Source organism: Nitrospiraceae bacterium, from assembly GCA_020632595.1.
Taxonomy (GTDB): domain Bacteria; phylum Nitrospirota; class Nitrospiria; order Nitrospirales; family UBA8639; genus Nitrospira_E.
This window is the reverse complement of record JACKFF010000001.1, coordinates 1,113,047-1,133,440: the sequence shown is the minus strand read 5'-3', so window position 1 is coordinate 1,133,440 and position 20,394 is coordinate 1,113,047. Positions and strand designations below refer to the sequence as shown.

Annotated in this window: 16 protein-coding genes; 14 read left to right on the top strand and 2 right to left on the bottom strand. The window is 48.3% G+C overall.

Annotated features, from left to right (window positions below; all coding sequences use genetic code 11):
- The first annotated feature begins 322 nt into the window (after window positions 1-322).
- Complete coding sequence (locus H6750_05185; GenBank protein ID MCB9773702.1) at window positions 323-709, top strand: hypothetical protein; 387 nt, start codon at window positions 323-325, stop codon at window positions 707-709.
- Window positions 710-1,228: 519 nt separating this feature from the next.
- Here H6750_05185 and H6750_05180 read toward each other — a convergent pair.
- Window positions 1,229-2,170: a glutathione S-transferase family protein gene (locus tag H6750_05180; protein ID MCB9773701.1), complete on the bottom strand. Its 942-nt coding sequence runs from the start codon at window positions 2,168-2,170 to the stop codon at window positions 1,229-1,231.
- Between the two features lie 1,481 nt (window positions 2,171-3,651).
- Between H6750_05180 and H6750_05175 the strand changes: the two genes are divergently transcribed.
- The 12 genes from H6750_05175 (at window position 3,652) to H6750_05120 (ending at window position 18,725) form a co-directional block, all read left to right on the top strand.
- The gene (locus H6750_05175; protein ID MCB9773700.1) at window positions 3,652-3,858 is read left to right on the top strand and encodes a response regulator; all 207 of its coding nucleotides are present in this window, start codon (window positions 3,652-3,654) and stop codon (window positions 3,856-3,858) included.
- Between the two features lie 613 nt (window positions 3,859-4,471).
- Window positions 4,472-5,500: a response regulator gene (locus tag H6750_05170; GenBank protein MCB9773699.1), complete on the top strand. Its 1,029-nt coding sequence runs from the start codon at window positions 4,472-4,474 to the stop codon at window positions 5,498-5,500.
- Window positions 5,501-7,250: 1,750 nt separating this feature from the next.
- Window positions 7,251-9,224 (top strand): type IV pili methyl-accepting chemotaxis transducer N-terminal domain-containing protein, encoded by a 1,974-nt coding sequence (locus H6750_05165; protein MCB9773698.1) that lies wholly within the window; start codon window positions 7,251-7,253, stop codon window positions 9,222-9,224.
- An 11-nt stretch (window positions 9,225-9,235) separates the two neighbouring features.
- On the top strand, window positions 9,236-9,949 hold the full coding sequence (locus H6750_05160; protein ID MCB9773697.1) for a response regulator transcription factor: 714 nt from the start codon (window positions 9,236-9,238) through the stop codon (window positions 9,947-9,949).
- Between the two features lie 436 nt (window positions 9,950-10,385).
- Window positions 10,386-10,835: a hypothetical protein gene (locus tag H6750_05155; protein MCB9773696.1), complete on the top strand. Its 450-nt coding sequence runs from the start codon at window positions 10,386-10,388 to the stop codon at window positions 10,833-10,835.
- Between the two features lie 100 nt (window positions 10,836-10,935).
- The gene (locus H6750_05150) at window positions 10,936-11,301 is read left to right on the top strand and encodes a response regulator (GenBank protein MCB9773695.1); all 366 of its coding nucleotides are present in this window, start codon (window positions 10,936-10,938) and stop codon (window positions 11,299-11,301) included.
- 45 nt (window positions 11,302-11,346) lie between these two features.
- Entirely contained in the window at window positions 11,347-12,246 is a 900-nt protein-coding gene (locus H6750_05145; GenBank protein MCB9773694.1) for a response regulator, read from the top strand.
- 614 nt (window positions 12,247-12,860) lie between these two features.
- A complete protein-coding gene (locus tag H6750_05140; GenBank protein ID MCB9773693.1) occupies window positions 12,861-13,178 on the top strand; it encodes a hypothetical protein in 318 nt (105 codons plus the stop codon).
- A 724-nt stretch (window positions 13,179-13,902) separates the two neighbouring features.
- Window positions 13,903-14,361 carry a hypothetical protein gene (locus H6750_05135; GenBank protein ID MCB9773692.1) on the top strand — a complete coding sequence of 153 codons (459 nt, stop codon included), beginning with the start codon at window positions 13,903-13,905 and terminating at the stop codon, window positions 14,359-14,361.
- Between the two features lie 897 nt (window positions 14,362-15,258).
- Window positions 15,259-16,545: an efflux RND transporter periplasmic adaptor subunit gene (locus H6750_05130; GenBank protein ID MCB9773691.1), complete on the top strand. Its 1,287-nt coding sequence runs from the start codon at window positions 15,259-15,261 to the stop codon at window positions 16,543-16,545.
- Window positions 16,546-16,779: 234 nt separating this feature from the next.
- Window positions 16,780-17,481 carry an ABC transporter ATP-binding protein gene (locus H6750_05125; protein MCB9773690.1) on the top strand — a complete coding sequence of 234 codons (702 nt, stop codon included), beginning with the start codon at window positions 16,780-16,782 and terminating at the stop codon, window positions 17,479-17,481.
- A gap of 8 nt (window positions 17,482-17,489) precedes the next feature.
- Window positions 17,490-18,725 (top strand): ABC transporter permease, encoded by a 1,236-nt coding sequence (locus tag H6750_05120; protein MCB9773689.1) that lies wholly within the window; start codon window positions 17,490-17,492, stop codon window positions 18,723-18,725.
- 170 nt (window positions 18,726-18,895) lie between these two features.
- Here H6750_05120 and H6750_05115 read toward each other — a convergent pair whose 3' ends face one another.
- Window positions 18,896-19,720: a hypothetical protein gene (locus tag H6750_05115; GenBank protein MCB9773688.1), complete on the bottom strand. Its 825-nt coding sequence runs from the start codon at window positions 19,718-19,720 to the stop codon at window positions 18,896-18,898.
- A 182-nt stretch (window positions 19,721-19,902) separates the two neighbouring features.
- Between H6750_05115 and H6750_05110 the strand changes: the two genes are divergently transcribed.
- On the top strand, window positions 19,903-20,388 hold the full coding sequence (locus H6750_05110; GenBank protein MCB9773687.1) for a macro domain-containing protein: 486 nt from the start codon (window positions 19,903-19,905) through the stop codon (window positions 20,386-20,388).
- The last annotated feature ends 6 nt before the right edge of the window (window positions 20,389-20,394 follow it).

Here is a 20,394-nt window from a genome sequence, read left to right as displayed (position 1 = left end):
TTAATTAGCTTGATGAAGCCGGGCGCGCCTCTGAATGACATGGCTGGACGGATCGATGAATGCGGATCACTCATGTTGTGAACATGTTCACGGGAAGGGTAAAAGAATTCTATGTAAAGGTCAATTTTCTTTGGGAAGTCGGAGGAAAAGATTGTGGGTAAGAAAGAGAAAAGTGATTGAGTGGATGGGGAGTTGCCGGCGTCACACGGTCTGAAATGAGCCCTATTTACTGGATTCTCTGAGCGCGTGTGATAGGATAATTCATACTTGTACTGTTCATGATGTGATGTGCCTGAGTGAGTAGGAGAAAGGAAAGCCGGGAATGGCATCAAGTCATCGGAGCTGGATGAGCGTAACATTGGCCACTATAGGACTGATGGGATGCGTGGGACAGCAGGAATTCGTGGGCGCTCAGCAAGCGGCTATGGGGCGTGGCATTGTCGAAGGCACCAAAGGCTACCAACAGATTCAACAGGAGGCGTTATCCGCCAATAAGCATCTAAGAAAGGTTCAGGGGCAGGTGTTTAAAATCGAGGGCGCGGCCTATGTCGTGCACGTAAACGATCAGATTGAAGCCAGACTGCCTTTTGATGAAAATACCCAGATTGATCGTCCGGCGCATGTGGGGGACTGGATTGAAGCGCAGCTCGACCAGTCCGGTCGCGCCAGAATCATTCGGAATATCGACGGCCAAATGTTACTCGAATAAGCGCCTTTCTTTCCAATCGTGACCCTCTTCGGCTACTTGTTGAAGTGTCCCAATAATCCGCTCTCAGAAGTCTTGTCTTGCAAATTCTTTCAATCAACTGAGAATGTTGAGTTGCGCTTACAAGTTGAATTCACCTTGTAGGGTCTGTTGAAAAAAGCCGCCAGCGGCGTTCTCGCCATTTTTCCTTGCTCACGTACTACGCGTACGCTCCGCGCGTAAAAACGGCTGCGGCCTTGCTGGACGGACTTTTTTGAACCGACCCGGAGCCTTTAATGAGTCATCTCATTCTGGGCAAATTTGCCCTTGAACATCTTTATTATTCAACACTCCCAAAGTCGAACGATGGAAAGGTGGGACCTATTCTAGCGACTTCACATGTATTTTTCAGGTATTCAGAGGGTATTTTTGGAGAAATGGAGGGATCCGTGGAATTTGTCCCGTTAGGAATGGGGGCATGGACTGCCTGGGTAGCAAATATTCCGGGAGAGGCACTGTCTACCACGGTTGCCGGTTGGCATTCTACAGATGTTCCCGGCCATGGGGAGAGCGAAAATCCTGCTCGGGGCCGAGGGGAACGATACCCGTGGGGTTAATGTCATCGTGGGTGATGTAGTAATGGCGTTTGATGTGATCCATATTCACGGTGTCCGCCACGTCATTGTATTGATAGAGATCTTTGAGATAGCCAAACAAATTGGGATAATCCACAATGCGCCGGATATTACATTTGAAATGTCCGTGGTACACCGCGTCAAATCTGATGAGCGTCACGAACAACCGCCAGTCTGTCTCCATGGGGCTCTTGCCAAAAAGATATCGTCGTGTGGTTAAGCGGGACTCCAGTCTATCCAGCATGTCAAACAGGCGCCGGACTGCGTGTTCATAAGCTCGTTGGGATGTCGCAAACCCTGCGCGGTACACACCATCATTGACCTGTTCATAAATATCGTTATTCAGTTGGTCAATCTCCTGCCGGAGATCAACCGGATAAAGGTCAAACGCACTGACTGTGAATGGATTAAAGGCCGAATTAAACATCCGAAGGATGTCGTCATCGGAATTACTCACGATACGTTTGGTTTCACGATCCCACAACACAGGAACCGTCACGCGTCCGTGATAGGCCGAATCGGTCGCACGATAAGCCTCGCTCAGAAACTGAAACCCGTTGACGGGGTCGGTCGAATGTCCCGGTCCGTCTCGAAAGGCCCAACCCCGGTCATCCCGAATCGGATCAACCACCGTCATGCCAATCACGTCTTCCAACCGTTTGAGTTTTCGCACAATAATCGTGCGATGTGCCCATGGACATGCCCAGGAGACATACAGATGATACCGCCCACGCGTCGCAGGAAATCCTGAACTGCCGCCATCAGTCACCCATTCCCGGAAGGCATCCCCTTGCCGCACGAAAGCCCCTTCACTGGATTGTTCGTCAGGAAATTGCGGTTTTTTGTTCATCGGATCCTCAATGACTTCATGATGATTCTTAAGGTGCCTCGGCGGGCGAGGTGTTCTCTTCCTGATGGCTTGCCGGGAGCAATAATTTCGATGCACAAAACTTCTCCACACTCTATCATAGGCCGTAATGGCATTAATCTCGAGAGTGGATCTAGAATTTCCTGAATCGACTCAACGAAACTTTTCACAATTTACAATTTGAAGAATCATGAAATTTGATGAGAAGAAGGATGAAGTTTGTGGGAAACCAGATGTTGGTTCAGGCGATTTCTCGCCAGAAGATCGGCATGCGAAGTGTTTGGATTGCGTTATTGATGACCTCTGCCAATAGGTGGCGGGGCTTCTGCAACGGTCGGGCATTTAAGTTTGGGGGTGGCCTCTTTTTCGACACCAGATAGCATCATTAACCTACTGGAGAATTGGTGTTTTCTGAGAATATGGGGCCTTGGTGGGTATGTCAGGGGCATTGATAGGTGAATTCAGGCCAGGCGGCCTCACCCTGGATGGCTCCTGATTGGGGTACTTCAATCTCCATGTGGGACTGAAACGGGGTGGTGCCGGAGATTGCGCTGAACCGGCCTATCCCTCACATCCAGGTGAATTCTCCATTGCAAGTCTCCGCCAGGCTCTTGCAGGTCCACGGGAATGGATGACTTCGTGTGTGTCCTGGAGCGAAATCGTGCACGTTACCAAATGATTCCCGGGCCTCGGTCTTCGGATCAACATTCATCGATACTTGGCAACAGATCAGTGTCCGATTGAAAAGCCCTTGCGATGCTCGCAAAAAAGACCCCTCTTCAAGCATGCCGTTTACCTCTCTAAGGAAAAATTTCCGGTAGTTTTCCATTTCGAACACATGGCCTTTGCCCGACCAGTGAGCAATCACATCCCCTCCGACAATCGTCGCACTCCAATCCGATTCAGCGAATCGGGGAGCAAGAGCAGGCTGACGCCACCAAATTTAAAGATTGCCATTCTTAATTTCAATTTTGTTAACAGGCTAAAACCGGCAGACAGTTTTTGTAGTCCGGAGATCCTTCAGCTGGAGCTGAATCAGACTATGGTGAGGGTGTACGGGTAAGAGCCACGAAAATGTCAAACATATATTTTTTGCTAACCAGGATATTTGACCCCTCAAATTGACTAGATCTACAGCGCTGCCCTCAAGGTCGTACAAAAGGTCTAGATTGCATTGAGCATTATTGAAAAACCCAGGGTTTTATAGAGTACCCATTTTAGAATTTTACCCTTATTAGTAGGTTACTAAGTGCCGGGTTTAATTTCGAAACCGTTTAGAAAGGCAGGCTACTCATGGAACGGATTTCCTTTTGTCCTACAGTGGCTTCCCCCCTCAATAAAAGCGCGTTCGTGTCTTCAAGGAAGTATAAATCTCAATGGAATACGAAGGAAAATCGCCAATGTTTAATGATTGTGGGTATTGATTCTGCTTCAGCGGGAGTGTTGAAAGAGGCGCTAGCGGAGTGGGGATACGATGTCGTTGCGGCAAGGAATGGATGGGAGACTTGGTTCTGGCGGGTCGCCGCCCGGTGGATGGAATGCTTGTAGATATGGATATGCCTATTATGGACGGACGGACCATGCTTCGTGAATTGCGATGGTTGGGCTATCAAATTCCTGTGCTGATGATGTCAAACGAGCTGGACGGACAGGTCATCGGCAACTGTTGATGGAAGGAGCCCAAGGCCTCGTTTTGAAACCGCTTCATCTCCTATCTCTTCAGCAAACTTGCAGACAAGTATTTGCAAAGTATGGCGTTGAGGAAATTGCCGCTTCTTATTTTTCTATTGGCTCCAACAAGATATAAAAGAGTCTCGGTAACCTTGTCCATGTTCCATTGCTCCCCCTCCAGGTGGGGAGATGTAACTGGTACACAACTCTGAGAGTTGGCACTCATGAGGGCTATGTGGGTGGCCAAGAAAAGGTCTATGGACACAAACCGTGATCTGTCCTGGATGGGTGGTGAGGGATTTTAACGCTCAGTCCGTGAAATATTTCCACCGTCAGATTGTATGATTTACCCTAAAGATATTGTTTATTTTGATACGTCTAACCTTTATAGAATTTTATTGGCAGGTATCCCGTCTTTTGTTTACCATATGAAATATAAGGTGTTTTTTGATGTAGGCCTCTTTCAACAATTTTTGGCCTGTATATTGCTGTAATTTAGTTGTAGTTCCATAGTTCTTTATAGTTAGTCCGGTCATCATTGATCGGTTCATCCCCCACCCCCTTCACCCAATGGTTTTCTGTTTGAAACCGGTTTGAAAGAGAGGACCTCTCATGAACCACCTGCCTTCACCTCCTCCATTGGCAAAAGACTTAATGGACCCAAAAGCCTTGCCACTTAGAAGTGGGAAATTCGAAAACGATCTGGCCTTGCAATTCCTCTCCGGTCAATATTGTGGATGGCCTGTGGTTGATTCCACCCGAAAAATTCTTGGGATTGTGTCGGATCTCCGGTTGTTCGAAGCCGTTTCACGCTTGGATTCGCTGGATGAACTCAGAGTGGAAGATACTATGACCCCGCCGGTTTATGTGCGCGAGGATGAACCGCTTGATATGGTGTTGAATTTGATGATTCAGACGCAAATCCAGAGAATGCCTGTAGTGGGTGATCAGATTCTCGTCGGAGTCATCTCCAAGGCCAATGTGTTGCGGCATTGTCTTCCAACTTCGACTTTCTCTCAATTCGTTTCTTCGTGCGCATGGTGTGAACGCGTGTCGGATCTATCTGTGGAGCCTGCCGGTGCAAAAGGATTTCGGACATTGGCAACCTTCCTGTCGATGGAGCATCTCAAATTCTCTGAGATCGATCTTGTGAATACCTACTGCCCCTCGTGTTTGCAAACCCTTCAGGCACTCAATACAGCGTCGGGGAGTCTGTCCTCTGATGAAACCGAGACTCCGGAAGGACGTCCATGTCTGTTGGTGGTTGATGATGATCCTTCTGTGGGCAGCCTGTTGAGTCAGGCGCTCAAGGAATGGGGATATAAAGTCCTTGTTGCCAGAAATGGATGGGAAGGCCTGACTGTGGCAAGCCGCCAAACGGTGGATGGCATTTTATTGGATATGGATATGCCCATTATGGATGGGCGGACCATGCTGGATGAATTACGATGGTTGGGACATCAAATGCCGGTGTTGATGATGTCTGGCGCTTCGGACGAACGAGCCCTCCGGCAACTGTTACAGGAAGGCGCTCAAGGGTTTTTTGTCAAACCGGTTCATCTGAAATCTCTCAAGGAAGCCTGTCGCAGGATTCTGGAAAAAAATGACGCACAGTCCTCCTCTCGCTACCATGTGGTCTGATCAAGACACCGAAATCTAGGGTGCTGGTAAAATTTGTAATCCGGCTGCCGCCTTGTAGCCCTATTAGCATGTCGGTGAGCATACTCATGGGGCAATGCCTTCGCGACCCAACAACCTTCGTAAGCTCTGAATCACCGGAAAGCCCACTGGTCTCAGTCGGTGCCCTTTCGATCAAAGGGTTTCTGTTCTTCCTTAACAAAATCCACCAGCCTTGTGCAAAAATTCCATTGGTAAGCCACGCAATAAACAGCCACAAGAGGTAGATGAGGGAGGGAATTGAAGGTTTCCGGACCATCATCCCAAAGGTGTGATTGTTTCGTTGTGCAGGATCCACGGGAAAAAACACATTCCAGAAAATTAACGCAGGGTGAATGCTTCCGGCTGTCAAAAACTGGGGCATTTGAAAGGGGAGTTGGTGCAGATGGTCATCAGATCATGCTTTGGCTCATCTGCTGATGCCTTGGTTTTCTCGAAATTTTCTTGCCGGGTGGTTGTGCGCCTTTGATTTGAAAGAAGGTGTCCCCGATTTCCAAGGCAGGTGACCGCTCTCGAATTTTCAGAAGGACCGTTCGGGATCCCGTCCATGAATCGACGATGCAAAAACAGAAGGTTCATATCCATAAGGATTTCAAGCATACATGAGTCATGGCCGTCCACCCGACGGTCAAGGTATTACATTTTATATTATGGATCATCTGTTAAGGATACATAAAGGAACCCAATCTCATTGACCCGGCTTACTGTCCCAAAAAACACAAACACTAGCCCGCAGGCTTTACGACGGGTAAAACTCCTGAATTCTGGTTGTCGTGGTCGGGTTTTTTCTGAATATGGGACACCATGCATCGCCCTGTTCATTCAAATGTCCAGGAATAATAACCACACTGGACAAACTCTCCATGCGCCACCCCGCAATGAAGCAGTGTTTGCCGAGGGGCGCATCGGAATTCAAGCGATTAAAGCATTTCGTTTCCGGTCCTGACTAATACCAGGAGTATACCGGCAGAAGACATTCCAAGCATTTTCCCTTTTCAGATCTCTGGAGCGTGCAAGCGGATATCAATTGTCCCGGTGAGAACCGGTTTTTCTTAACAGATCTGAGCGGCGCTTTCCCGGAATGGGACGCAGAGCCTTCAAGGGCAATGAGAGCGTCGCTTACCTTCTGTCTGTTTAAGTGCATTTGAGATTGTGTATTCATGAATATCTCCAAGAAAGAAGACAACCGTGAAGGGAAGGGACGGTGAAATTTCAGCGATATAGAGAAAGAACTTGAATCGTATGAGGTCTTTGACCGGCATTAAGCGAGATGGGAGTGTTGAATAAATAAAGATTTTTAAAGACAAATTTGCCCAGGATTAGATTACTCATCAAAGGCTCCGGGTCGGTTCAAAAAAGTCCGTCCAGCAAGGCCGCAGTCGTTTTTCCGCGCGGAGCGTACGTGTAGTACGTGAGCACGGAAAAATGGCGAGAACGTCGCTGGCGGCTTTTTTCAACAGACCCGAGATGAAAAATGAAGAGGGTAGGGAGGCGAATGATTCGTTAACGTGGCACAGTATAAATCCAGTGATCAAAAACATCGAATCGGAGTGAAAACTCTTTGGCAGGCCTCCTTAGGTCACTGGCAACTCACATACCCGCAACCCATGTGTTTGAAAAACTATCGAAGAGTTTAGGGTATGATGAGAAATTCAGATAATTTCTTTATTGTATGGATTGAGTGACCAGGGGCGACATCAAAGGATGGAAAGTCGTGAAGCCACCCAAACGTGCATGGCTTGGAACAGGATCAATCGGGCGAGCGTTATTGATTCTCTCCACCGTGTTTATCTTAGCCTTGTTCGGCATCCTGCTCTATACGATCACCACAATTCAGAATCAAAAGCTCGACAGTGTGATGGTAGATCTGGCGGGACAACAGCGGATGTTGTCTCAACGACTCATGAATGAAATTTTATTGATTTCCCAAGGGATTCCTGCTGATTACAAGATCACCCAAAAGATGCTGAAACAAAATCTGGATGCCTTACTCGTCGGTGGAGAGGCTGTGATTAATCAGGAAAGTGGCGATACGGCGGTCCTTCCTCCCCCTCCATCCCAGGAAATACGGCAGGCATTAGGTGAGCAACAAACACTCATGGCCGAATTTATGCAGCGGGTCGATACCTTTTTGAAAAGATCATCCGATCATCCCGAAAATTCTTTGGAGTTAGACGGGCTTCTGGCTTTAAATGCCAGGTTGATTGAAGTCGCCAACAAGGCGGTCAAGTTATACAGCAGAAATTCCCAGGAAAAAATCTCGAACATGATCGTTTGGGAATCTTTGATCGGTACCATAGTGATCATTTTCGGAATTCTTATAACGAGACAGGTCAAACTGGCCAATCAGGAACTTGAACATGAAATCCACGAACGTTCCAGGATAGAAACGGCTCTACGCTATCGAATCGAAATTGAAAATCTCATGACGAATCTTTCAACCCAATTCATCAGTCTTGAAGCAAAGGATTTGGATGCGGAGATTAATCGGGCGCTGGAAGCCATCGGAACGTTTGGAGGAGTGGATCGAAGTTATGTATTTATATTTGAGGATGACGGGACGACCATGAACAATACCCATGAATGGTGTCAGACGGGTATTGAGCCTCAACTACCAAGACTTCAGGGCCTTCGAATGCAGGATATACCCTGGTTTGCAGAACGTCTGCTCTCCGGCCCCTTTTTTCAAATCTCAAGTGTGGCCAATCTTCCACGCGAGGCGAATACCGAAAAGCAGGAATTTCAGAGGCAGCAAATCCAATCGCTGGTGATTGTCCCCATGGCTATGCGGGGAAAGTTGTTCGGATTTCTTGGGTTTGATTCAGTCCGGCATGAAAAGACTTGGTCCGAAGAAGACATCAGGCTCCTCCAAATGGCCGGAGAAATATTCGTGAATGGGTTTGAACGACAACAGGTAGAGGAAAATTTGCGAAAAAGTGAAGCCGCAAAAGTTGAGGCCTTTCGTCAAAGCGATGCCCTTAAAACCGCTCTTCTGTCTTTGGTGTCACACGAATTACGGACTCCACTTACGGCCATCAAGGCCTCTATAGCCGGGTTGATTGAGCTTTCCAGACAGGATGCATCCAAGGTGCAGCAGGAATTTCTCCAGGGTATCAATCAGGAAATCGATTTTTTAAATGGATTGGTTGATAATCTTCTGGATATGTCAAAGGTTGAAGCGGGAACGCTGGCTCCTCATCGTGAATGGCATTTATTGGAAGATTTGGTCGAAGGCGCAATCAGACGGTTGGAAATGTCTTTGAAAAACCGATCTCTGCAGGTGAGCCTTGGGGAGAAAATTTCACCTATTTTTGTGGATGGGATGGAAATTCAGCAAGTCCTGATCAACCTGTTAGATAATGCCATAAAATATTCTCCCCCAGGGTCCTTGGTCAGCATTGTTGGCCGCACGACGCCCAATCAGGTGGAGGTAAGCGTCTCCAGCGAGGGAGAAGGAATCCCTCAGGAAGAATTGCTAAGTATTTTCAATCGATTCTACCGGTTAAAGGGTCCGCGGACACGACTCATTCGTGGTACCGGTCTCGGGTTGGCGATCTGCAAAGGTATGGTCGAAGCCCATGGTGGTCGAATTTGGGCCGAATCACAGAATCGAATCGTGACGATTAGCTTTACGTTGCCGACCCCTGATGCACCCCCTATGATAAATTTTGACCGGGAAGAGGAGTAAACGGTTTACCCATGGCGCTTGGATCTCGAATATTAGCTGTTGATGATGAGCGGCAAATACGTCGTTCCCTACAGATTAATCTTGAGGCAAAAGGATATGAAGTCCTGACGGCTGAAACCGGAGAAGAGGCCCTCCAAATTATGAGCCACCGCCTTCCGGACCTGACCCTTGTGGATTTACTGCTCCCCGGAATGGATGGCATCGACCTGACACGCCAGATCCGTGAAATCTACCAGATTCCAATCATTATCCTTTCCGCAATTGGGGAAGAAGCGAAAAAAATTGAAGCTCTCGAAGGCGGGGCAGATGATTATGTCACCAAGCCGTTTAGCATGGAAGAGCTGACGGCAAGAATTCGCTCAGTCCTGCGGCGGACATCCTCAATTTACGGGACTGATCCCGTGTTCACCTTTGGAAATTTACAGGTTGACTTTGAGACTCGAAATGTCCGCATTCGAAACAACGCGGTGAAGTTAACCCCGACGGAATATGATCTCTTGAAGTTCCTTATTCAGAATTCCGGAAAAGTTTTGACGCATGGAACCATTCTCCGGGCCATTTGGGGGGCGGGATATAGCGAACAGGCTCAATATTTACGTGTCTTTATTGGAAATTTAAGGAAAAAATTGGAAAACAACACGGCACGACCTCAGTATATTCTTACCGATCCTGGAGTCGGCTATCGATTTGCCACCGATTTTGTGGAAGATGCCCCCCCCACCTGATTGTCCATTTTCATATGAGGCGTTCCTTGTTAGTCGTTGTCTGCTGCCTTCCCAGTTACTGAAACCCTTTCCACACCTCGTGGTCTCTCCTGTAATTTTTTAGGCCGCCTTGGCTTGATTTTCTTCCAGCACCACATCCTTCCAAAAACGGATCGGCAGTCCGTGCCATGCTCATCGGCATTGAATGTAAAGCCTGTTTACTTGCCCGTGGGATGGCAGGTGACTCAATCCGGTCTCCTTCATTTCCGGCGAAAATTTTGCTGCCCAACACGGTAATGATCTATGCCGGAATCAGGAAATGGCGCCATCAGGAATCTTTATAAAATCTTTATTTGAACGGGTCACAAATCAAATAGATTCTTTATGGGTTTAAAAATTACCATAAGTGTATGCACAACAACATGTTGAAAGAAGTAAGGAATCGGGAGGTGAACAAATGAAAAATTTGAACTGGGCAACGGCCTCTCCCACTCTGCCGGTGTTAGGAGTTTTCCTTTTATTTCTATCAATCTGTGGTCCTGTATCGGCCTCCACCCAGCTTTCGGATGTGAGCGTCTCAATGGACTATTGGGCTCCCTATTATAGACCGGCTTTGGCCATTGTCCCCGATGGAGCCTCTATTCATGTTGTAAATCCTACCTCATCACTGCATAGCGTAACACACGATGGTTGTCGAAAAGGTGGGCCTTGCGCATTTGATACGGGTGGCGTTCAACCCGGTCAGGAATTCACGATCCCTTCACTGCCTCCTGGTCGGTATCCTTATTATTGCGTGCTTCATCCCATCATGAAGGGTGAAATTATTGTTCTTCCCCATCACACGGTCATAGGCCAAGGAGCGATACACGATCACCTCTCCATCACTGATGTCAAGGACTCTCAGTAAAGGCATTGTGTTTGGTATGCAGTTCACATTCGTTCATCCATCCATCCGATGGACGGTCAAGGATGGGACGACCTCTCCAACTGATGACGGCTAACGCCCAATGAAAAGTCAAAAGCGCATTCTCATTGTCGACGATGATGCAGACGTCCTCTTGTTTCTGAGAGATCGTCTGAATGCCCTGGGATTTGAGGTTCTTACTGCTGCCAATGGAAAGGAAGGGGTTGAGACCCTTCAACATCACACGGTCAATGGGGTACTTCTCGATTTATGCATGCCGGTCATGGGAGGCCTTCTTATGCTGGAACAATTAGCGCAGTCTTCAACCCTTCCGCCGGTGATCGTGATGTCACCCTCCGAACACCGATCGGAAATGCAGCTTGCCATTATTAAGGGAGCGATGGACTATCTCATCAAGCCGATCGCTCCGGAGGTATTGACCGACAAATGTTTGCGACTCTTTTATTAGAAATCTGTGAACCCTCGAGGGATTTTTATCCTCGGAAAGGCAGCTATGAAGAAGGGTAAATTGAATATTTCTCCTGGAATTCCCACTCCTGATATATCACGAATCCAGGAAAGTTTTGAGATCGTAGCCTCTCACGGTGAGCAGATCGTTTTCCGGTTTTATCATGTGTTGTTTGATAAATTCCCGGAGTTTCAGACCTTTTTCCCGCAGGCCCAGTTAGCCCAACAATATGCGGCGTTTCTAAGCGGATTCCGCACATTGATCTTTCACATAGAAAACCCTGAAGAATTACGTGCTTCCCTTCTTCAGCTAGGGGAACGGCATAGAAAATATGGTATCAAAAGCAAGCACTATCCTCCTGTCGTTTATGCACTCTTGCATGTGTTGACCGAATTGGGCGGGGAGGGCATGGATGGAAAAACATATGATGCTTGGGAAAATTTTCTTCACCTGATGAGAGCCATTATGCTTGAAACCTACTCAATGGAAATGTTGTCTGATGGAGATCGGCCGGAAACGTTCCTCAGCGCTGGGGCGGGAGGCAACACAAAAAGAATTCTGCTTATTGATGATGACCGTCAACTTTTGGATCTTTATCAATCATACTTGGAACTCGAAGGATATCTGTGTAGTCAGGTTTCAGATGTGGCCTGGGCATTTACCCATATTCAAATGAGTCACTATGACCTCGTCCTGACGGATTTCCAGATGCCTGCGATGAATGGCATTCAGTTACGGAGAAATCTTGAATATGTGGGTAATGGTTATTGCCCCCCATTTGTTTTGGTAACAGGGAGTCCCAATCAGGAGATTCGAAGGCAGGCGTTAGAATCCGGATTCGAGGCAGTGCTGAAAAAGCCGCATGATCTTCCTGAGCTGAGTTCTCTGGTGGGAAAAGTCTTAAAGAAATCCACGGGTTTTCAGGGAAATCTTCATAATATGTGAAGTGGGATGGGCAAAATGAGAAAAATTCTCCCCTTAAATTAACTTTATGCGTTTCCTGTGTAATGAAACCTCAGCCTCTGGGGGGAATTATATCAGTCAAGTTTTTATGGGCACCTGCCATCTTCATGTTCGTTGCGGTGTCTATTGTTCGTTCCTCATGCCTCGTCGGTTTTTTTGACTGTGGATTTTAGCCGAATAGAAGTGCAGATGTCGTGAACGGTTCTGGCAGGCACTCTGAAAAGGTTAACCCACTTTCATTACCCTCCTTCACTGTCCATACCTTCACAAAACGAATGCCGGCTCTCCTTAGGTTACGGAAAAGAGTCTGTCTTTCTCATCTTTTCCGGCTGCTTGGGAATTTACCGATCGAAAGGCCTGAATTATGAGAAGGGCTTTGATGGATCAAGGTGACAGAAATGGGTAGTAATTTTTCCCCGGTTCGTGAATTTGTCTTAGTGGGCATGGGATATGATTCATGGGGCCGATCTTTACCTCTCATCTTTTCACAAAGAGGTGAGGGTGTGCATTGCATGTGTCCTTCTAGCTGGCTGATCCTTTGAGGGGGATGGTATAGTTCAGGGCTACAGCTAATATTTTGGGAGGATGGTTATAGCATGGATATTGATGTATTTCGCCAAATGGTGGCGAAAAAACCCGATGGGTTTTTAGGACGATATGGTCTTGGAGACAAGCTACTGAAGGAAGGGAAGCATCTTGAAGAAGCGGTGGAACACTTGCGTGTTGCTGTCGCTTTAGATCCCATTCATGTCGCCTCCCATTTGGCCTTAGGAAGGGCTTTAGCTGGACTGAAGCGCCATGAGGAGGCCAAGACTGTGCTGGCCGCGGGTATTGATGCGGCTTTGTCAGGCCGTTCCAGCGGTGGCGGGGATCTTGTGCCGGAGATGCGTGCTCTGATTCAGACATTGGGGTGAGGGGCGCTTCCCTTAAGGGATTTGAGAATTGGTCGTCATGTTTTTCCCGAAATTTGTTGTGCAAGGCCATCGGTGAATTGTTCCGACCATGGTGAGGAGGACATGCTAATTTTCACGACCATATTTTTGTCGTGACATAGATCATAATGGCACGGAATGTCTCGTCACGGGTATGGAGGACCTCCCCACCAATGCTGGAGAGCCTCGAAATTTCGGAATATAATTTGATTCTTTGATTCCAGGGGGCTGACTGAAAGGCCGAAATCCAATCGGCCCGGACCCGTTGGGGAGTCCAAATTCACCTACCTAGTCATCCTCATCAGACAGCCTACTTTCTGTCAGTCTAGAAGCACTTCATTCATCACCTTGGTCACATTTTCCGTCGTGTTCTGGACGGCGCATGAATCGACGAGGGGGATTTATACGTTTATGCCGAAGATATATTCGGGTGGTATGAGCTATAATTGGTCTAATGTGAAGGGAAGTTTTGAATCTGAGGTAGTTCAACGAATTGGAAAGCACAAAGAATTGTGACATTGATAATATTTGAGTTTTCGAAGTTTCCTGAGGCAGGGAAACCTTTTTTGATGTGATTTGTGATTGACGATGAGCTGGCCGCGGGAATCTAATAAGAAAAGAGCAATCGATGAATGTGTGCATTGTTGCCTTGATTGATGAGGGTAAAAGGACACCTTTCCTAACACTCTAACTTGTGAGGCTTCTCATGTTGGTGAGGATTTCCTACCTATTTGGGCACATTGTTTTTTTAGGTTTTTGCCTGCTCGGGGTGGCTGGTTCCTGGGGGCAAGGAGGACCTGGTCAATCCGTGGAAGAGTCTGGTGGTTTTGTGATTCCGGAATCGATTAAGGGGTTTGATGAGCAAAAAGTCAAAAATGATCCAATCTGTGATTCCAGTGTCCGCCCTCAAATTAATCATGTAAAACCGGACGAAATGAAAACCGGCGATAGTGTTGTGGTAGAGGGAAAGTATTTCGGAAAGAAGAAAGAGTGTTTGCATGGTGTGACTTTTGGTTCAATCCCGGCCAAGGCATTTTCGTTTGTGGATGATGAGCGCGTGGAAGTCGTCGTGCCAGAAGGGTTGCGATCCGGCGTTACATTCTTAAATGTTGAAACAGGTGGCGGAACGGCACGAAAGGGAATTTTGATTCGATCAAAAGACTAATTTCATTCCGCAAGTGATGGAAACCATTCTTGAAGATTTTACTCCTTCCTTAGGTTTTAGGTTTTAAGTCATCCATGAATTGTCCCCGTTTTTAGCTACCGATTCTAACGGTTGTGTCAATCGGCATCTTCTCGCATCAGGAATTGGTTTGATTGGATCGATAACGAAAAGATTTTGCATGGCCTGAGAACCCATTCAAATACCTTCCTCTCTCGGTTCTGCCTGTGCTGGTTCTTCCGACTTTAGCTAATTCGAAAAAGGTTTTAAGGGAGGAGTGTGAGGGGGGTCCCCTCGTCACCGAGCCAAAAGGCTCTCTTTTCCTCTCCAGTTCCCATCCTTTTTCTCAACAAGATAAGCAAATTGATTGGACCAATTGTTCGCGTTTTGCTTCCCATTGCAAAAAGAGCTAATCCACGATTCGTAACACTTTTCAAATTGGGACGACCGGCGGTTCGGCTGAACCAAAAAAAACCCGACCATGTCAAGATGGAATAGACACGACCTATTATGGGTATGGTCCATGCGGGAGGGAGTTAGGGCGACAGGGCAAAGGGGTAGGGGCGGATAGACGCTACCCTTAGGGAATGTTGAGGTTTATAAGGCATGTCGGGCAAAGCCTTCTAAAAATGGATCCGCCACTAATTTTCTCTATAGTGAGCTCCCTGGCCTACTGATTTTTCCCTTTCGCCCCAACCGAATTCCATGATCCGGTTAGCGTAGAACCTTTTTCTGCCTGATGATTTGGGGGTGTTCGAGAAACCTGGTTCATTTAGCACTTCTGGCCGTCCTCGTTTTCGATTTTTCCCTATCAAGAAATGGTAAAATGGAGCTGCCCTTTACCAATATAAAAAGGGGGGCGGAGGTCGGAACATACATGTGTCTGGGAATGGAGCATGGATGAAAAAATTGCTGTGGATTGGTGTGGTAGTGATTGTGTCGGTGATTGCCGCTCGTCAATTCTGGTTGACCGGGGTTCGGAGTGCACCGATTCAATATCGCACCGCAAGTATTGAGCGTGGCCCCATTGTGGCAGTTGTGGGTGCGACCGGAACAATTAATCCGGTAACTTCGGTCCAAGTTGGGGCACAAGTGACCGGTAAGATTATTAGTCTGCATGCCGATTTCAACTCTGTGGTGAAGGCGGGAGAGGTTATTGCGCGAATTGACCCGTCTCTCTTTCAGACCAGACGGGATCAGGCTGCGGCCAACCTCGTTAATGCTAAAGCGATGTGGAGCAAAACGCGAACAGAGTTGGCCCAACGGAAGCGGGAACTCGATCGAACCCAGACATTGTTTCAACGCGAGTTAGTGTCACAAAACGATCTGGATATCGCGACCACTGCCTATGAATCGGCCCAGGCTCAGCTTGAAGTCTCCGGGGCACAGATCAAACAGGCTCAGGCATTGTTAGATACGGCGGATTTAGATTTAAAATATACTGTGATACGGTCCCCGGTAAATGGAATTGTGATTGCACGTAATGTAGAAGTGGGGCAGACAGTGACGGCAGGATTCACGACACCGAATATTTTTCTGATCGCCCTTGATTTAACGAAAATGCAGGTTGATACCAATGTGAGTGAGTCCGATATCGGGGGAATCCGGGAAGGCCAGGAGGCGCTCTTTACTGTCGACACTTATCCACAGGTGGACTTTCGAGGTGTCGTAAGACAAATCCGGAATGCCCCGATTATTGTCCAGAATGTTGTGACCTACGACGTGGTGGTGGAAGTGGATAATCGTGATTTGCGGTTGAAGCCGGGGATGACGGCCAATGTCTCAATTACGATCGCGCGGAAGGACGATGTCTTAATGATTCCGAATGCGGCCTTCCGGTTTTTCCCTTCCCAATCCGCATCTGTGGGGCAAAAAACAGGTGAGTCCGGAGCGGATGTCGTGAAACCACTGACCGGGGTATTACCTCAAGGACCTCATGCCTCGGGGGGAAGCCATGGCTGGAAGACGGTGTGGAAGTTGACTGATTCGGGCGATCCGGCTTCGGTGCTTCTTCAGCCTGGCATTTCGGATGGCAGCAAGACGGAAGTGGTTGAAAGTGAGCTTCGGGAGCAGGACAAAATAATTGTCGGGATCGCCCTTCCGAAAGGGGAGCGCAAAGCCAATCAGCTTCCCCCGGGCTTCGGGTCAGGACAAAAGTCTACGAGTTCACGAGACAAGGGGCTCTAGCTAAGGAAGGGAAAACGCTCCGATGTTTTTCCCCAATCGGTCTTGGTCTTTGGAGCTACCTGTGTGTACCTTTTTCCCTGATCTGGCCATTATCAAGACGCTGAACCTTTCCCACTCCTTGCAGAGGGGGACAATGGTAATGGGGGATTTCCCAAGGGTTGCCATGAAAATGGTCAGGTAATCTGGGACTCCATTTCCTGAGAATATTCTTCGCCAAAGATGACGATGAGCCAACTGATTGCCTGTACCAATCTCTCCAAAACTTATCGCCTGGGTGATATTGATGTAGAGGCCCTTCGGGGAATAAATCTGACTATCCAAGCAGGTGAATTCATTGCGATTATGGGCTCGTCCGGATCCGGTAAATCCACATTGATGAATATCTTGGGTTGCCTGGATGTGCCGACTACAGGCAGTTATTGTTTGAATGGACGGGATATTGCCCATGCTGAACCCGATGAATTGGCGGAGGTTCGTAGTCGGACCATCGGATTTGTTTTTCAGAATTTCAGCCTGATTCCTAAAACCAGCGCATTAGAAAATGTTCAGCTTCCCCTATTCTATCAGGGGCTTTCTCTTCGTGAACAACGATCTCGAGCTCAATCGGCTTTGGCGCGCGTGGGATTGGCAAATCGGGAACATCATTACCCCACACAGTTGTCTGGTGGGCAACAACAGCGAGTGGCCATTGCCCGCGCGCTGGTGTCAGCCCCTTGCCTTCTCCTGGCGGATGAACCAACAGGGAATCTGGATACGCAATCAAGTCAGGAAATCATGGATATATTTCAGGGCCTCAATCACACCGATGGGTTGACTATCCTGGTGGTGACGCATGAAATTGATATCGCTGCTTATGCTTCACGCCAGATTCAGATGAGAGACGGCTGTATCCTGAGCGATCAAGCCTCAATTGGTATGGGCATGCGGGTATCCTAAGGAACTGGATGGGAAGTTTTTTTGTCTTGACGGTGTTTACAGCTTTTCGCTTTCTTAACCGGAATCGTTTGCGATCCGGTCTCACCACGATTGGTATTATTATCGGTGTAGGCTCAGTCATCGCCATGGTGAGTATTGGCGAAGGAGCCAAATTTGCCATACAGGCGCAAGTGGCCAGCATGGGCACGAATATGATTCTCATATTACCGGGAGCGACGAGTGTGGGAGGCGTTCGTGGTGGTTCGGGTGGTGCAGTGACCCTGACCGTCAATGATGCCCTCGATTTGCAAAAAAAGGTTCCCACGTTGCATGAAACCGGCTGGGCCAAACGGGATGTCATGCAAATTGTTTACGGAAATCAGAATGTCAATGTTCCTGTGAATGGGATTTCTCCGACCTATCTGACTATTCGTGATTGGTCGTTCACCAGTGGAGGGCCGTTTACCGAAGGAGAGATGGAGACCACAAGCCGCGTGGCCCTCTTGGGCCAAACGGTCGTCGACAATCTATTTGTTCCCGGTGAGGATCCGGTCGGAAAGATGATTCGAATAAAGAACGTCCCATTTCGAATCATCGGCGTCCTGGCTCCGAAAGGCCAATCTCCGACCGGCAACGATCAGGACGATATTATCTTCATCCCCTTTACCACGGCGGAACGCCGAGTCCTCGGCACCCAATTTCTTGGATCAGTCGGGGCATTGTTTGCGTCGACAGAGCGCCCCGAAGATCTTCCCGCAGCTGTTGAGGATATTCAACGGGTGCTTCGGGACCGTCATCATTTGCAGCCGGACCAACCGGATGATTTTACGATTCGCACCCAGGTGGATATTGGAAAAGTTCAGGAGGGGACAGGGGAAACTCTGACAATCATGATGTTTTCCGTGGCCTCGATTTCGTTATTGGTCGGGGGGATCGGGATCATGAATATTCTGTTGGTATCTGTCACAGAACGCACGCGAGAGATTGGTATTCGTATGGCCGTTGGGGCCAAGCATCGCCATATTTTGATTCAATTTTTAGCGGAAGCGATGACGCTCAGTATGGTGGGCGGATTGCTGGGTGTGGGCTTCGGTATTCTGGGCGCTCAGGCGACGACCCTAGTGGCCGGATGGCCCACGATTATTTCCTTTGAGGCCATTATGATCGCGTTTCTCTTTTCTGCCGCTGTCGGTTTGATCTTTGGTATTTATCCTGCCAACAAAGCTGCGCGATTAAATCCCATCGATGCTCTGCGCTATGAATAATATGCAAAAGGGGGGCAGGTTCTGCAAGCCTTGTTGAAAAGGGACGTGAACTGTTCCGAACAAGCCATCTGGAAAAAGTTTTGCCAGGATTTTCCCTCATTCCCTGCCGAATATCCGAAATCCTTTACCATAACGACCTTCTGAAAACGCACGTAACCGTTCCTGTCTGGTTACCCATGATGCCAGATGGTTAATACCGGGTCTGTTGGTTGCGGCCGGAGGGGAGCTTGGTGAAGATAGTGTCCAGCGCAGATGAGGCCGACGTCCTCCGCGATGCCACGCGCCACCTCAGCCTCGGCGACATTGTGATTGATCATGACAAAGGTTCCGCCAATGACGAGATTATTGGCGACTTGGGCGAATACAGCGCTCGGATTGAATAAGCTAAGCGGTAATCGGCAGGCCAGTAAGGGCTTGGGAGTGACGAATGGATACCAGGCCGTAATAATATCGGCCTGTCTGCTGTACTGGCGAAAGTCGGCAACCACATACTCGGTTTGCGACAAATCTTGAATGTGCCCGCGGGCATAATCGATGCGGCTTCGCCCGTTACAATACAGACGATGGCCATCTACCTCCACGCCTGCCAGGCGGTTGGGGTGGAAGAACGTGTGTAGGGCCGCAGCATACGCGAAATTGGCACTTCCGAGATCGCAGACCCGTTGGTTGAGGGGAACAGCCCAACTAATTGCATGTCTGGCACGATCCAATATGTCCAGATATGAATAATTCAGAAGAGCAGTTTCGGGAGAAAGTGATGTTTCGAAATGCGAGCGATATGACGTCGCCAGCTCTTCAGTTCTGCGTTGTTGGGTCGGTGTAAGGTTGGTCAGTGGTCCCTTGGAGGGTTCGCGGAACGGTCCCCGAGACCATCGGAAAGCTTGCGAGGCTTCATGCCAGAATCGATGATAGCCCGATCGGAGCCGGTCGGTCAGGGATATCTCTTTTGGTGGTTGGCCATTGAGCCAACCGGAGTCGTGTCCCGCTTTTCTCATTTCTGAAAGGACCTGTTGAAGTGGGATTGATATCTCGATTGCTCTCTATTTCGGTAGGGGTGAGAGTGGCCTTAAATGATCAGGCGAGAATGGTCGGCATGAATCGCCCGGGTGCCTTGTGCTATGATTATTTTCTTTTTGCCAGGCAAAGCAATGATGATATCGGACAAGGAGGGGAGCGCATGATTTATGAAGTGGAAGGTGACATTTTATTAAGTGAGGCCGCGGCTGTTGCTCATGGTGTAGCCCCCAATGACAATTTCGCGAATGGATTGGCGCTCGCGTTACGGGAGCGGTGGCCTGCAATGTACAAAGATTTTCGTCATTATTGTCAAGTTTCCAATCCGAAGTCCGGTGAGTTATGGAGTTGGGCCGGGGCTGGAAACGTAAGGATTATCAATCTTTTGACACAGGAGGCTCCACCGAGTCACGGGGCCAATCCGGGCAAAGCATCGCTTGAAAATATCAATCATTGTTTGAAAGCGCTTCGCAAAACCATTGAATCCGAAAAGTTCAGTAGTGTGGCGTTACCACGGCTTGCCACCGGAGTGGGGGGATTGGATTGGAAGGATGTGAAACCATTAATTGAAAAGCATCTCGGAGATTTACCCATTCCCGTATTTCTGTATTCCACCTATCATGCAGGGGTAAAAGCCGAAGAACGCTAACGCCGA